The sequence below is a fragment of the Streptomyces sp. Q6 genome, assembly GCF_036967205.1.
Lineage (GTDB): Bacteria > Actinomycetota > Actinomycetes > Streptomycetales > Streptomycetaceae > Streptomyces > Streptomyces citrinus.
The window spans coordinates 1,057,435-1,071,153 of record NZ_CP146022.1; the positions used below are offsets into that span (position 1 = coordinate 1,057,435).

Here is a 13,719-nt window from a genome sequence, read left to right on the forward strand (position 1 = left end):
GGGTCCGGCCGCGTCCACGCGCCGGTGTCCTCCGGTCGCCCACACGAGAGAGATCCACGCATGACGAATCCTGCTGAGCGGCTCGTCGACCTGCTCGACCTGGAGCGGATCGAGGTCAACATCTTCCGCGGCCTCAGCCCGGACGAGTCCTTGCAGCGCGTCTTCGGGGGCCAGGTCGCGGGCCAGGCCCTGGTCGCGGCCGGCCGTACCACGGACGGCGACCGCCCCGTGCACTCGCTGCACGCGTACTTCCTGCGCCCGGGCCGTCCGGGCGTGCCCATCGTGTACCAGGTCGAACGGGTCCGCGACGGTCGCTCGTTCACCACGCGGCGGGTCACCGCCGTGCAGCAGGGTCGCACGATCTTCAATCTCACCGCTTCCTTCCACAAGCCCGAAGAGGGGGCCTTCGAGCACCAGTTGCCGCCGGCCCGCGAGGTTCCTGATCCGGAATCCCTGCCGACGATCGCCGAGGAGATCAAGGGCCATCTGGGCGCGCTGCCCGACGCGTTGGAGCGCATGGCGCGACGTCAGCCCTTCGACATCCGCTACGTGGACCGACTGCGCTGGACCCCCGAGGAGGTCGAGTCGGCCGAGCCGCGCAGCGCCGTATGGATGCGTGCCGTGAGTCCGCTCGGCGACGATCCGCTCGTGCACACGTGCGCGCTGACGTACGCGAGCGACATGACGCTGCTCGACGCGGTGCGTCTGCCGATCGAACCGCTGTGGGGCCCGCGCGGTTTCGACATGGCCTCGCTCGACCACGCCATGTGGTTCCACCGTCCTTTCCGTGCCGATGAGTGGTTCCTCTACGACCAGGAGTCGCCGATCGCCACGGGCGGTCGGGGGTTGGCCCGTGGCCGTATCTACGACATCGAGGGGCGTCTGCTGGTGTCGGTGGTGCAGGAGGGGCTGTTCCGGAAGCTCGAAGGATGAGCGGCACGGTGGACGAGCGTGACGCGCTGCTCGCCGAGGCCGTACGGCTGCGGGAGACCGGGCACCGCGAGGAGGCTCGCGAGCGGCTCCTCGCGCTCCGCACCCGCTTCCCCGACGACGCCCGTGTCGCTTACCAGACGGCGTGGGTCCACGACACGCTCGGCCTGGAAGCGGCCGCCGTGCCGCACTATGTCGCCGCGCTGGCGGGCACCGAACTGTCGGAGGACGACCGGCGCGGCGCCCTTCTCGGTCTCGGCAGCACCTACCGCACCCTCGGCCGTTTCGCCGAGGCCGTGGCGACCCTGAGCGACGCGACCGTCGAGTTCCCGGACGACAACGCGCTCAGGACGTTCCTGGCGATGGCCCTGTACAACGCGGGCCGCGCGCACGACGGGATGCGCCTGCTCCTGTCGGTCCTGGCCGAGACCAGCGCCGACCCGGACATCGTGGGGTACCGCGCGGCGATCGAGCACTACGCCAAGGACCTGGACGCCGTCGAGCCCACCGCGTAGCCCCGCGCCACGCACCGCCCGGGCCGTCAGCCGCGTCTGCCGAGCAGGCGGCCCCACAGGCTCCTCGCGGGTTCGACGGGTTCGACGGGTTCGACGGGTTTGGCGAGTTTGGCGGGTTTGGCGTCGGTCCGAGTGGCCGGTTCGGTCGCGGTTTCGGGGTGCGGGCCGGGCTCAGGTGCGAGTGGGGGTGATTCGGGGCGCGGTGCCGGGCGCAGTCGGCGTGCCGCCGCCAGGCTCAGCAGCAGGTTCGCCCGCAGCCAGCTGACCTCGTCCGGGTCCTCGGCGATCAGGATGCGCTCCACCGCGCGGGCCGTGGGTGAGCCGGGTGCCCCGTACCAGGACTCCTCGGGTCGCAGCCGGTGCAAGTAACCGCGCTCGTAAGGGCTCTCGACGAGTTCGGCGATCTGTGTCGGGTCCAGGAGGGTGGTGATCGCGGCGGCCCGCTCCCACGGATCGCGACTGAGCCCGAGCAGGCAGCCGGCGTGGCGGGCCCGCCAGGTGCGTGGACGCAGGTCCTGCCCGGCGTCGAGCCGGGCCCGCACCTTGGCCGGCGCGCGGCCCGTCAGGAGCGGGGCGTTGATCTCCGACTCCGCGAACTCCCGCAGTTCCTGGGCGAGATAGAGCCAGACCAGGGACCTGTACCGGTTCAGATAGAACTTGACCGGAGTCAGTATCCCGGCACGGGCGAGCCGGGTGAAGCGGGTCGCCGCGATGCCCATGAGCGCGGCGCCCTCGGCGGTGCCGACCACCCGCACCTGGTCGCGCAGGGTGTCCGGGAAGCCTTCGGCCTCGCGGATCCGGTCGATCTCCTCACGCGGGACGCGGCGCCTGCCGCCGTCCTCGGCCGCGACGGTGCGAATGCGGCCCAGCCGCACGGCCAGCTCGAACTCGCCCCGCTTGAGACCCAGTTCACGGGCCGCACCGCCCTGGGGCCTGGTCATGATGTCGCCTTGCACGATGGTTCTCCCCCGTCGATCACTGACGCGCAGTCACTCTCCGTGACCGCTCGGGAGAACCGTAGCCCTATCCGCCGCGCCCCGTCGGGGCCTGTGGATAACTTCGCCCCGCCCTGAAGATCCGCAGGTCAGAGGGGCAGCGCGACGGACGGGCAGCGCGACGGAGGGGCAGTGCGTCAGAGGTCGGTCGCCGAGGTGCGCTCCGGCTGGCGGGCTCCGACGCCGAGGTGCTCACCGACCCGGTTGACCAGCAGCGTCATCTCGTACGCGATCTGGCCGATGTCGGCCTCGGCCGAGCTGAGGACGCACAGGCAGCTGCCGTCGCCCGCCGCGGTCACGAAGAGCACCGCCTCGTCGAACTCGACCATCGTCTGGCGCACCCCACCCGCGCCGAAGTGCCGCCCCGACCCCTTGGCCAGGCTGTGCAGTCCGGAGGAGACCGCGGCGAGGTGCTCGGCGTCCTCGCGGCGCAGGCCCGTGCTCGCCCCGGTCACCAGGCCGTCGTTGGACAGCACCAGAGCGTGCCGCACGTGCTCGACGCGCTGCGTCAGGTCGTCCAGCAGCCAGTCGAGTCCTCTGCTCTGCCCCATGATCCTTCATCCCCGCTTCCTGTTGCTCCCCGCCCCGGAAAGGATCGCTCCCCTGCCCGGAGGATCTGACTCGCAAGCCTTCCCCACACGTGGCGTCCGGGCAAGCAGGATGGACCCATGGCACACAAGATGACCGATGAGGAATGGCGGGCCTTCGTCTCCGAGGGGACCCGCACCGCCAAGCTGTCCACCGTGCGGGCCGACGGGAGCCCGCACATCGCGCCCGTCTGGTTCGTCCTGGACGGCCCCGACATCGTGTTCAACACCGGTAAGGACACGGTCAAGGGCCGCAACCTCGCCCGCGACGGGCGCGTGGCGCTGTGCGTCGACGACGAGCGGCCGCCCTTCTCGTTCGTGACGATCCAGGGCCGCGCCGAACTGAGCGAGGACCCGGCCGAGTTGCTGGATTCGGCCACCCGGATCGGCGGCCGCTACATGGGAGCGGACCGCGCCGAGGAGTTCGGCCGGCGCAATGCCGTGCCGGGCGAACTCGTCGTCCGCGTACGGGTCGAGAAGGTCGTGGCCATGGGTGACGTGGCCGACTGAGGCCGGGCGCGTCAGCCGACCGAGTCGAGCAGCCGGGCGGTGTACATCCGCCCGGCGTACTCGACCAGCCTGATCAGCACCTCCTTTCCCGAATCCTTGTCGCGGGCGTCGCACAGCACCACAGGGGTCCCTCGGTCGAGGTCGAGGGCGCGTGCCACTTCGTGCGCTCCGTACGCCCTGGCGCCCGTGAAGCAGTTGACCGCCACGACGAACGGGATGCGCCGGTGCTCGAAGTAGTCCACGGCGGGGAAGCAGTCCTCCAGCCGTCGGGTGTCCGCGAGGACGACGGCGCCGAGCGACCCCTGCGACAGTTCGTCCCACAGGAACCAGAAGCGGTCCTGGCCCGGTGTTCCGAACAGGTAGAGCGACAGACCCGACCTGATGGTGATGCGGCCGAAGTCCATGGCGACGGTCGTGGTCGTCTTGCGTTCCACGGCGGCCGTGTCGTCCACGGACTGGCCCAGCTCGCTGAGCTGTTCCTCGGTACGCAGCGGCCGGATCTCGCTGACGGCGCCGACCAGGGTGGTCTTGCCCACCCCGAACCCGCCCGCGACCAGAATCTTCAACGCCATGGCTGCGGTGCCGTCGGCGGTGCCTTCAGAGTGCTCGGAGGCCATCGATGACTTCTCTCAGGATCTTCTCGTCCGGTAGCTGTGCGGGCGGCACCGGCCTGCTGACCTTGACGCAGCCCAGTTCCGACAGGTCGCCGAGCAGCACCCGGACCACGCCCACGGGCAGGTCGGTGCCGGCGGCGAGTTCGGCGACCGTCTGGGTCTCGAGGCGGCACAGTTCGATGATCGACCGGTGCTCGGGGCCCAGGGCGGTGTCATCGTGTGCGGCGGGCGCCGCGGTGTCGAGGGACACGAGGGCGATCAGGTCGAAGTGCGCTCCCTGAGGGCCCGCCGTGGTGCGTCCGCCGGTCATCGCGTACGGGCGGACCAGGGGACCGGCCTCGTGGTCGAACCACTGGCTGCCCTGGTCCTCGGGGCTGACGTGCTCCTCGTCGCCTCTGTAGTCGCCGGTCCGGTACGCGTCGCCTTCGTCAGCGTGCGTGTCCCGGTACCGGTACGTTTCTGCGAACCTGTCGTCATTCATGCCGCTGACCGTTCCGTCAGCCTGCCGTGGGCGGGTGCCCGGCGAACCTCGACGGCGTGTAGAGGTGCTCACCGACCCTCTTCACCAGGCGGGCCATCTCGTAGGCGACGAGTCCGATGTCGGCGGTGACGGTGCTCAGGACCGCGAGGCACGAGCCGTCCCCCGCGGCGGCGACGAAGAGGAAGCCGTCGTCCATCTCGACCATGGTCTGCCGGACCGCGCCGGTGCCGAAGTGCCGCCCGGTGCCTTTGGCGAGGCTGTTGAAGCCGGAGGCGACGGCGGCCAGATGCTCGGCGTCCTCGCGGCCGAGGCCGCCGGACGCGCCGACGGCCAGGCCGTCGTTGGACAGGACGACGGCGTGCCGCAGTTCGGTCACGCGCAGCACCAGGTCGTCGAGGAGCCAGTCGAGTTCGCCGGAGCCGTGGGCCGTGCCCGTGGTCGGTTCCTTGATCATGTGCGATCTCCTTCAGTGCTGTCGCTGCCGGGCGGCCGTCCGCCGCCTCTGACCCAGCCGTCCCGGAAGGACGTCATACGGGCCCGGACCTGTTCGGGGGTGCGGTCGCCCTGCTCCGGGACGCGCGAGGATGAAGTCGGTGTCTCGGGGCGCTCGCGCAGTTGGGGCGCGAGGTTGGCCTGGCGTACGCGGCGCGGCAGCCCGTCGCCAGGCGGCTCCTCGTCGCTCTCGTCGGCCGGCGGCCTGCGCAGGCGCAGGGCGGTGACGCCGGGCGGGTGCTCCGCCTCCTCGGGGTCGGGGCCCCGGGAGGGGGCGAGTGCGGGGCGGGGTGTCGGTGCGGGCACGGGGTTGCCGTTCATGTGCGCTGCTTCGGGCTCGGGCACGCGCGCGTAGCGGCGCTCCTCTTCGGACGGTCGGTGCTCGTCGCTCGGCGTCGCCGGGGCGCTGTCCTTGTGGAGCAGCGCCTTGGGCAGCAGGACGACGGCGGTGGTGCCTCCGTAGGGCGACGTACGCAGGTGCACCTTGATCTCGTGGCGGTTGGCGAGCCTGCTCACCACGAAGAGGCCGAGCCGGTCGCTGTCGAACAGGTCGAGGGACTCGGAGTGGTCGATGCGGTTGTTCGCGTCGGCGAGGGTCTCCTTGCCCATGCCCAGGCCGCGGTCCTCGATCTCGATGGCGTAGCCGTTGCCGACCGGCTCGCCGCTGATGCGCACCTTGGTGTGCGGCGGCGAGAACTGGGCGGCGTTCTCGACGAGTTCGGCGAGCAGGTGGGTGAGGTCGGCGACCGCGGTGCCCATGACGTCGGCGTCGGTGAGCTGGCGTACCTCCACGCGCGCGTAGTCCTCGATCTCGGAGACCGCGGCCCGTACGACGTTCGTGAGCGGTACGGGCATGCGCCAGGCGCGCCCCGGTGCGGCTCCGGAGAGGATGATCAGGCTCTCCGCGTGGCGCCGCATGCGGGTGGTGAGGTGGTCGAGCCGGAACAGGTCCCCCAGTTCGTTCGGGTCGTCGGCGCGCCGCTCCATGCTGTCAAGGAGGCCGAGCTGTCGGTGGACGAGCACTTGACTGCGGCGGGCGAGGTTGACGAAGACGCCGGAGATTCCGCTGGCGAGTTCGGCGCGCTCCACGGCGGCCCGCAGGGCGGCCCGGTGCACCGTGGTGAGGGCCTCGGAGACCTGTCCCGTCTCGTCCTCGGCAGGCGGCCCCTGGGGCGCCTCGGCCTGCACGTCGATCTCCTCGCCGGCCCGCAACTTCCGCATGGCCTGCGGAAGTTTGCGGCGAGCGATCGCCAGGGCGGTGTTGCGCAGACTGACGAGTTCGACGACGAGGCCGCGCCCGATGCGGACGGAGATCACCAGCGAGGCGGACACGGCGGCGAGGCCGAGCAGGACGGCCGCTCCCGCGGGGGTGAGCAGCCCGCGGCCGAACGGGTCGGCGCGGTCCGCGGCACTGCGCGCCGCGTCCGTCTCGATGGTGCGCATCCCGTCGCGCACGGTCGCGTGTGCCGTGTCCCAGGTCCCCGCGGACGCCGCCGCGAGGGCCTTGCGGCCCGGTGGTGCGATGAGCGTCCGGTCCTCGACGGCGCGCACGTTGCCGTACGCGCTCCCCTCCACGAGGTGGTTCCAGGCGGCTCGTTCGGGTCCGCGCAGGTCGGTGGCGGCCGTGTCGACGAGAGTCCTGCGGGTGTCGACGGCGCCGGTGAACAGGCGCAGCCGCTCGTCGTCCAGGGTCCCCGCGAGATGGGCGCTGGACAGCAGCGCGTCCTCACGGGAGAGCATCTCCGCGGAGCGGCCGAACTCCAGCAGCACGCGCGCGTCGGAGCCGAGCGCGGAGTCCTGGATGCCGGTCAGCGATCCGCTGACGGCGAAGGCGCTGCCGAGGGTCTTCGTGTACTGCCCGTAGGCGGTGTCCCAGCCGGCACGGCGTTCCAGAACGGCTGTGCGGACGGTCCGCAGTCGTTCGACTCCCGTGACGAAGGTGGTGAGCCGGCCGGCCACGCCGTGCGGCAGGTCCGCGCCGTCCGCGACGGTGTTGTGCCTGCCGAGGCGCAGGCGCTCGACCGCGCGGTCGGTGACGGCGGCGAGCCCTTTGAGGTCGTCACCCCGGCCGGGCGTGGGATCGGTGGCGTAGTCGACGGCCGCGACGCGCTCCTCCTGGAGGGCGGTCACGGCAGCGGCCACGGGCTCGCGCACCGCGACGTCGACGCGCTCCAACTGCCGCAGCCGTGCGACGTCCTGAGCGGTGCTCACGGTGGCGTAGCCCCACAGCGCGAGCAGCGACACGACCGGCACCATGAGGAGCGAGACGATCTTCGCCCGGACGGTGCGCGGGCGAAGGCCGCGCCGACCCGCGCGCGCGGGTGGCGTGGTCCCGGCCGGGGCCGAGTCGTCCAGGGCGTCCTCGTAGGCGGGCGGACCCGCGTGCGCGCGTCGGCCGCGTGTCGGGGACTCGGCTATCTGCGGTGGTCCTGAGCTGGGAGTTCTGCGGGGCGGGCGCATGGCCTCCTCGATCGTTCTGGGGCGGTGACGCGGCAGGTCCGTCGGCCCGTGGCCGTCAACGGGACAGACTCTCCAGTGGCTGCTGGGCCGACGCGGAGGCCTCCCGCTCGTCCGCGGTCGGGGACAGTGCGACGAACGCCGAGGTCAGGAAGAGGTAGGAGCCGAGTCCTACGGCGAGCGGGAAGATGAACTGCATCGCTGTCGCACCCGGCAGGGTGACCGGGGAGGGCGTCACCGTCACGCTGACCGCGATCATCCCGGTGTAGTGCATGCTGCTGACGGCGCCGCCCATGACGAGGGAGGCGCCGGCGACGGCGATCGGCGACTTGATGTTGAGTCCGGCCCACAGGGCGGCCGTCGCCGCGACGACGGCGATCACCACCGACAGGGCGACGAGCACGGGGTCGTAGTGGACCTGGCCGTGCAGGCGCAGCGCCGCCATGCCGAGGTAGTGCATGCTGGCGACGCCGAGGCCGGTGGTGAGGCCGCCGAGGGCGAGTGCGCGACCACGATCACGGCCGTAGCCGACGGCGAACACGCCGGCGCCGACGACGACCACCGCGACGACCAGGCTGAGGATGGTCAGGGGCACGTTGTAGCGGATCTCGGTTCCCGTGACGCCGAAGCCGAGCATCGCCACGAAGTGCATCGTCCAGATGCCCGTGCCGAGGGCGGAAGCGGCGGTGAGGAGCCAGTTGCGGCGGGTGCGCCCCGTGGCGGCCAGGGCCCGCACGGTGCAGCGCAGGCCGAGCGCGGCTCCGATGCAGGCCATCGCGTACGACAGCACGGGGGTAAGCCAGCCGAAGGCGGCGTGGTCCAGGTGTCCCATGGCTCAGGGACGCTAGCCGCGCCGGGGGCGCACTGTAGGGGCGCATTTCAAAAGCTGGTGGAATGTGACAGAGATACACAACAGAACGATCGCGTCAGGGTCGAACGTGTGCACCGCACGCGCATGCGACGCTTTCGGTTCCGATGGGGACCTTTCGACCCGGCGTCCCCCGCACGTGCATCGCCGGCTGTCGGCGGGCTGCGCAATCATGGAGCACATGAGCGATGACGCCACGCGTGTGCAGGAGTTCTTCGCGGCCCGTGCCGCCGACTGGGACTCCCGCTTCCCCGACGACGGTCCGGCCTACGCGGCGGCGGTGGACGCCCTCGGGTTGCGGCCGGGCGGCAGGGTGCTGGACGCGGGCTGCGGCACCGGCCGGGCGCTGCCCGCGCTGAGGACGGCCGTGGGCCCTTCGGGCACGGTGCTGGGAGCCGACCTGACCCCGGCGATGCTGGCGGCCGCGGTGCGGGCCGGCCGGGACCGCGACGGGCACCTGCTGCTCACGGACGTGGCCCGACTGCCGTTGGGCACGGGGGTACTGGACGCGGTGTTCGGCGCGGGCCTCATCTCCCACCTGCCGCAACCGCCGGAGAATCTGCGCGAGTTGGCGCGCGTGGTCCGTCCGGGCGGCCTGCTGGCCCTCTTCCACCCGATCGGCCGGGCGGCGCTCGCGGCGCGTCACGGACGGCAGCTCACCCCGGACGACCTGCGGGCCGAGCACAATCTGCGTCCTCTGCTCGCCGGTGCGGGCTGGCGCGTGACCTCGTACGTCGACGAGGACGAGCGCTTCCTTGCGCTGGCGGAGCGCGCGGGCTGAGCCGCCCCGCTACCCCGCGACGGCCGCCACGAAGGCGTCCGGGTTGTCGAACATGACGTTGTGCCCCGCGTCGGGCACCTCGACTACGTGCACACCGGCGGCCATCAGGTCCTCCCGCCCCGCGAGTTCACCGCTGCGGGCTCCTTGGAGGTAGACCCGCTCGACCTTCAGGTCCTCCAGCATCCGCCGCATCGTGGGTTCGGTGCCGCGCACCAGCCCGGTCGCGCTGCGGTGCAGGGCGAGGGGGTCGGCGAGGCGCATGGTGGCCGCCCACAGCGGGCCGACCTTCGCGAGCACGCGCGCGTGGCCACCACCGGAGACGTAGGCGTCTTCTTCATAGGACGCGATTCCGCTGCTGCCCGCAGGGATGCCCGGATACGGATCGAGGTTGCCCTCCGTGACGACGAGGCGCGAGACGAGGTCGCTCCGGCGGTGCGCGAGCACGATCGCCACGGAGCCGCCCATGCTGTGCCCGATGATCTCCGCCCCGCTCACCCCCGCCGCGTCGAGCGCGGCGGCGAGCGCGTCGGCGTGACGCTCCAGGGTGTAGTCGAAGTCGGCGGGGCGGTCGCTGATGCCGTGACCGGGCAGGTCGACGAACAGCGTGCGGCGACCGGCCAGTTCGGGCCGGGCCGCGATGTGCGCGTGGTACACCGTCGAGGCCGCGCCCAGGCCGTGGACGTAGACGCGGGCCGGCTCGGCGCCTGCTGTCTCGGTCCAGCGGATGTGGCTCCCCTGTGCGTCGAACGGCGTCTGCCGCATGGCGTCCTCCTTGTTCGGTCCCCGGTTCGACTTCGACGCCACAATACATCGCCGCCGCAGTACTACGTAACCGATGCATACCGCTGCCGATGTAGTACGTGATCGATGCATTGCGTAACCGATGTACTACGTGAACGTCGTCATGACCCACAATGGAGTCATGCTCGAACTCGCCATCCTCGGATTCCTCTACGACGCTCCCCTGCACGGCTACGAGTTGCGCAAGCGCATCACCGCACTCACCGGGCACGTGAGGCCGGTCGCCGAGAGCACCCTGTATCCGGCGATCAAGCGCCTGGAGAAGGCGGGGCTTCTCGCGCGCGAGACCCAGCCGGGCACGGTGGCGGCGCCGCGGCACGTCCTGAGCCTCACCGCCGGGGGCCGCGAGGAGCTGCGGCGCAGGCTGCGCGAGCCCGCGCGGCCCGACATCACCGACGAGAACCGCTGGTTCACCGTGCTGGCCTTCCTGCGCCACCTGGAGGCCCCCTCGGAGCAGGCCGACGTCCTGCGCCGCCGGCTCGACTTCCTTGAGGAGCCGGCGAGCTTCTTCTACGAGGGGGAACGCCCGCTGCGCGCTGAAGAGTTGGACGATCCGTTCAGGCGGGGCGTGCTCTCCATCGCGCGCGCCACCAGCCGCGCCGAGCTCACCTGGCTCCGAGCCACCCTCAAGGACCTGGAATCGGACGACTGTTGAGCCGCTCCGCACCGGGACCGTGGCGGCTCTCTTCTGCCACCATGGGCTCAACTCCACGGCACATGAGGGGCGTTGCGGGGACGACGACGGCCGTGGGCGGTCGACAGGGGGACGGTGGCGCATGTTCGACAGAGTCCGCAAGTCATGGAACACCTGGCGCAAGAAGGTCGCGCGGCGCGAGGAGCGACTGCGTGAGGAGGGGCGCTCCGCACGCGAGGCGTCGCACCCGGGTGGCGAGCGGCGCCCGCACAACCTCTTCGAGGCAGCGGCCACCTACATCACTGCGTGCGTGGAGGACGATCAGGAGCGCATCGACGAGGCCGCGGGGTGGGTGGAGCCGAGCGCCCTCGTGTTCGGCGTCAACGAGTTGGCGTGCCGGGCGCTCATCGCCCTCTCGCGGGAGCGGGACGAGCCACCTCGGGTGGTCGCGCGCCGCCTCCTGGGTCTGCCGGCCGCCTGAGTCCTCCGCGCGCGGGTCCGGCCCGGCCCCGCGGCCACACAAAGTGCCCACGGGACGTCGACAAGCTCTCCACGCACGCCGTGCGGACCTGCACAAGGACGGGTTTTCCTGGTCATCGCCCCTGTACGACATCGTCCGTGACTGACTAAGGTCACGCCGACGGAACGAAGCTCAGGGGAGGCTGGCATGGCCGGGACGGACGACGACGTCGCCACCGGGGACGACGCGCTGTACGTACTGACAGCGGTGCTGCTCACTCCAGCGAAGTTCCCCAGCGTGCTCGGCGACGACTATCCGGAGGCGTGTGCCGCGCTCGGGCTCGCCCCGCTCGCGGACGGGTACGGCCTGGTGCTCGGGCAGGACGGGCAAGGTGCGCGCTGGACCGTGGTCGTCGACGACGTGTCGCTGGTCGCGGTGGCCATCGCCTCCTGGGACTGCGGCATGGAGTACGAGCTGTCCCCGAACGAGAACAGCATGGTCGCCGCGCTCCCGGGCTGGCCGCTCGCGCTCGCCGTCTCGGCGCCGGGCGTCCCGGAGCCGCACGACCCGAAGCCCGAGCCCGAGGCGGGCGACGTGTCGCCGCTGAGCCCGCCCGACACGCAGACGTGGGGGCCGGCCCAACGACGCCTGGGAGCGGACGAGATAGCGCTCCAGTGGGCCACGTGGCGCGATCAGATCGACGACTCCCAGTTCGTCGGCGGGCCGGACGGCGAAGCCGCCGAGGCGGGCACGGACGGCGACGCGAGCGACGAGGACGGCAAGGGCGACGCCGACACGCCGAAGGAGAAGGCACCGGACGACCCTCGCGCGGGCATCCGCCGCGTCCTGAGCGAGGCACGCGCCTACCTGGACACTCCCCCGCCGCTGGGCCGTGTGCGCTCCGCCTTCGCCTCGGGCGACGCCCGCACGCTGCGGGCCGACGGCCCCGGCTGGTCGATGGTGGCGCGGACGGACGACATCGCCTTCATCCTGCTCGACGACGAACCGGGCGAAGTGCTTCCGGTCGGTCGGGGCGCCGAACTGCCGAGCCTCCTGGAAGCCCTCGACAAGATGGCCGTGCGCCCGGCCTGAACCGCCGTCACCCCATAGGGCGTCGGCTTCCCATGTGGTTCCGACCCATAGGTGCGCGCGGGCTCCGCCTCCACGATGAGGCCTCTTCCCACACGTAGAGGAGGCCTCTCGATGCGCCTGCCCAGATACGTCCCCCTGGTGGCCACAGCCCTGCTCGCGCTGGCCGCGTCCGGGCCGCAGGCCGCGCAGGCGGACGCTCCGTCCGCCGCGCACTGCGCGCACCAGGAGCACGCGCGCGTGCCGGGCGCCGAGTTCCAGCGGCGGGCCTGCCTGGACGATCTGACGACCGCCGGCCTCGCCGGCACCGCGTACACCGACACCGCGGACCAGGCGGGGCTGACCGCTCAGGGCACCCACCGCGCGTCCGGCGTGCCCGGCGTGCAGATCGACGGCTATTTCCGCGACGACTCGCGCACCAACACCACTCACGGCTGGAACCACGACGCCCAGTTCGTGCTGCGGATGCCCGACCGCTGGAACGGGGGTCTGGTGGTGACCGCGGCGCCGGGCAACCGCAAGCAGTACGCGACCGACGTGGCGATCGCCGACCGGGTCCTCGCCCAGGGATACGCGTACGCCGCCACCGACAAGGGCAACACGGGCCCGAACTTCTACCGTGACGGCGATCGCCCCGGCGACGCCGTCGCCGAGTGGAACGCCCGCACCACGCAGCTCACCCTCGCCGCCAAGAAGGCCGTGGCCCTGCGGTACGGCCATGCGCCCCGGCGGACCTACATGACGGGCATCTCGAACGCGGGCTACTTGACGCGCTGGCAGTTGGAGAACCGTCCGGAGTTGTACGACGGCGGCGTCGACTGGGAGGGCGTGCTGTGGACGGCCGAGGGGCCGAACCTGTTCACTTCCCTGCCGACCGCCGTGGCGTACGGACAGGGCGGCGCCGATGCGGACGACATGTATGCGGCGGGTTTCGCGCGCGGCTCGGAGTTCCTGTGGCCGTATCACCAGAAGGTGTACTGGGGCCTCACGCAGAAGGCGTACCGGGCCGAGTTCGACCCTTCCTATGACCCCGCCTGCCCCGGGGCGTCGACCGGCTCGACGACGGACGAGATTCTCGCCCCCTGCGCCTCGGACGCCGCGTACGACTACGCGGCCCGTCCGGCCCCGGTGCACCGCGCGGTCGCGCGCGTGGCGCTGACCGGGCGCGTCGGCAAGCCGCTGCTCACGCTCCAGGGCGACCTCGACACACTGCTGCCGATCGCCACGGACGCCTCCGTGTACGCCCGGATGACCGATGCCCAGGGGCGCGGCCGCCTGCACCGTACGTACACGATCCAGGGCGGAACACACACCGACGGCCTGTACGACAGCCATCCGGGCCTGCTGCGGCCGATCCTGCCGTGCTACCGGGACGCCTTCGACACGCTCACCCGCTGGGTGGAGAGCGGCACGCGACCGCCCGCGGACCGCACCGTGGGACGGCCCGCGAGCGGCGACGTCGTCAACTCCTGCTCGGTGCGGACTTCTTAGCCCCGCCGAGGCGG

Annotated in this window: 16 protein-coding genes; 8 read left to right on the forward strand and 8 right to left on the reverse strand. The window is 71.9% G+C overall.

The window, feature by feature from the left end; all coding sequences use genetic code 11:
- Positions 1 to 60: 60 nt before the first annotated feature.
- Both V2W30_RS05015 and V2W30_RS05020 read left to right on the forward strand, forming a co-directional pair.
- Positions 61 to 933: an acyl-CoA thioesterase II gene (locus V2W30_RS05015; RefSeq protein ID WP_338693974.1), complete on the forward strand. Its 873-nt coding sequence runs from the start codon at positions 61 to 63 to the stop codon at positions 931 to 933.
- Complete coding sequence (locus tag V2W30_RS05020) at positions 930 to 1,445, forward strand: tetratricopeptide repeat protein (RefSeq protein WP_338693976.1); 516 nt, start codon at positions 930 to 932, stop codon at positions 1,443 to 1,445. Before V2W30_RS05015 ends, V2W30_RS05020 begins: the two co-directional genes overlap by 4 nt.
- 26 nt (positions 1,446 to 1,471) lie before the next feature.
- On the opposite strand, the gene V2W30_RS05025 is transcribed toward V2W30_RS05020, so the two are convergent.
- Entirely contained in the window at positions 1,472 to 2,386 is a 915-nt protein-coding gene (locus V2W30_RS05025) for a DUF6397 family protein (RefSeq protein ID WP_338693977.1), read from the reverse strand.
- Positions 2,387 to 2,577: 191 nt separating this feature from the next.
- Positions 2,578 to 2,991, reverse strand: coding sequence for a roadblock/LC7 domain-containing protein (locus tag V2W30_RS05030; protein ID WP_338693979.1), 414 nt, complete (start codon positions 2,989 to 2,991; stop codon positions 2,578 to 2,580).
- Between the two features lie 117 nt (positions 2,992 to 3,108).
- Between V2W30_RS05030 and V2W30_RS05035 the strand changes: the two genes are divergently transcribed.
- Entirely contained in the window at positions 3,109 to 3,537 is a 429-nt protein-coding gene (locus tag V2W30_RS05035; RefSeq protein ID WP_338693980.1) for a PPOX class F420-dependent oxidoreductase, read from the forward strand.
- A gap of 11 nt (positions 3,538 to 3,548) precedes the next feature.
- Here V2W30_RS05035 and V2W30_RS05040 read toward each other — a convergent pair whose 3' ends face one another.
- From V2W30_RS05040 to V2W30_RS05060, 5 genes are read right to left on the reverse strand one after another with little or no spacing between them, the layout of a single operon-like run.
- Positions 3,549 to 4,154, reverse strand: coding sequence for a GTP-binding protein (locus tag V2W30_RS05040; RefSeq protein ID WP_338693981.1), 606 nt, complete (start codon positions 4,152 to 4,154; stop codon positions 3,549 to 3,551).
- Complete coding sequence (locus V2W30_RS05045) at positions 4,135 to 4,632, reverse strand: DUF742 domain-containing protein (protein WP_338693982.1); 498 nt, start codon at positions 4,630 to 4,632, stop codon at positions 4,135 to 4,137. Before V2W30_RS05045 ends, V2W30_RS05040 begins: the two co-directional genes overlap by 20 nt.
- Positions 4,633 to 4,648: 16 nt before the next feature.
- The gene (locus V2W30_RS05050; protein ID WP_338693983.1) at positions 4,649 to 5,086 is read right to left on the reverse strand and encodes a roadblock/LC7 domain-containing protein; all 438 of its coding nucleotides are present in this window, start codon (positions 5,084 to 5,086) and stop codon (positions 4,649 to 4,651) included.
- A complete protein-coding gene (locus V2W30_RS05055) occupies positions 5,083 to 7,584 on the reverse strand; it encodes a sensor histidine kinase (RefSeq protein ID WP_338693984.1) in 2,502 nt (833 codons plus the stop codon). Before V2W30_RS05055 ends, V2W30_RS05050 begins: the two co-directional genes overlap by 4 nt.
- A gap of 55 nt (positions 7,585 to 7,639) precedes the next feature.
- Positions 7,640 to 8,413 (reverse strand): MHYT domain-containing protein, encoded by a 774-nt coding sequence (locus V2W30_RS05060; RefSeq protein ID WP_338693985.1) that lies wholly within the window; start codon positions 8,411 to 8,413, stop codon positions 7,640 to 7,642.
- 217 nt (positions 8,414 to 8,630) lie between these two features.
- On the opposite strand from V2W30_RS05060, the gene V2W30_RS05065 reads away from it, so the two are divergent.
- Positions 8,631 to 9,230, forward strand: a complete 600-nt coding sequence (locus V2W30_RS05065) for a class I SAM-dependent methyltransferase (protein ID WP_338693986.1) — start codon at positions 8,631 to 8,633, stop codon at positions 9,228 to 9,230.
- A gap of 9 nt (positions 9,231 to 9,239) precedes the next feature.
- Here the strand turns inward: V2W30_RS05065 and V2W30_RS05070 are convergent, their stop codons facing one another.
- Positions 9,240 to 9,992 carry an alpha/beta hydrolase gene (locus V2W30_RS05070; RefSeq protein ID WP_338693987.1) on the reverse strand — a complete coding sequence of 251 codons (753 nt, stop codon included), beginning with the start codon at positions 9,990 to 9,992 and terminating at the stop codon, positions 9,240 to 9,242.
- A gap of 160 nt (positions 9,993 to 10,152) precedes the next feature.
- Between V2W30_RS05070 and V2W30_RS05075 the strand changes: the two genes are divergently transcribed.
- The 4 genes from V2W30_RS05075 (at position 10,153) to V2W30_RS05090 (ending at position 13,705) form a co-directional block, all read left to right on the forward strand.
- On the forward strand, positions 10,153 to 10,686 hold the full coding sequence (locus tag V2W30_RS05075) for a PadR family transcriptional regulator (protein WP_338693988.1): 534 nt from the start codon (positions 10,153 to 10,155) through the stop codon (positions 10,684 to 10,686).
- 121 nt (positions 10,687 to 10,807) lie between these two features.
- A complete protein-coding gene (locus V2W30_RS05080; RefSeq protein WP_338693990.1) occupies positions 10,808 to 11,146 on the forward strand; it encodes a hypothetical protein in 339 nt (112 codons plus the stop codon).
- A 186-nt stretch (positions 11,147 to 11,332) separates the two neighbouring features.
- Positions 11,333 to 12,217, forward strand: a complete 885-nt coding sequence (locus tag V2W30_RS05085; protein WP_338693992.1) for a hypothetical protein — start codon at positions 11,333 to 11,335, stop codon at positions 12,215 to 12,217.
- A 111-nt stretch (positions 12,218 to 12,328) separates the two neighbouring features.
- A complete protein-coding gene (locus tag V2W30_RS05090; protein WP_338693994.1) occupies positions 12,329 to 13,705 on the forward strand; it encodes a tannase/feruloyl esterase family alpha/beta hydrolase in 1,377 nt (458 codons plus the stop codon).
- Positions 13,706 to 13,719 lie beyond the last annotated feature (14 nt).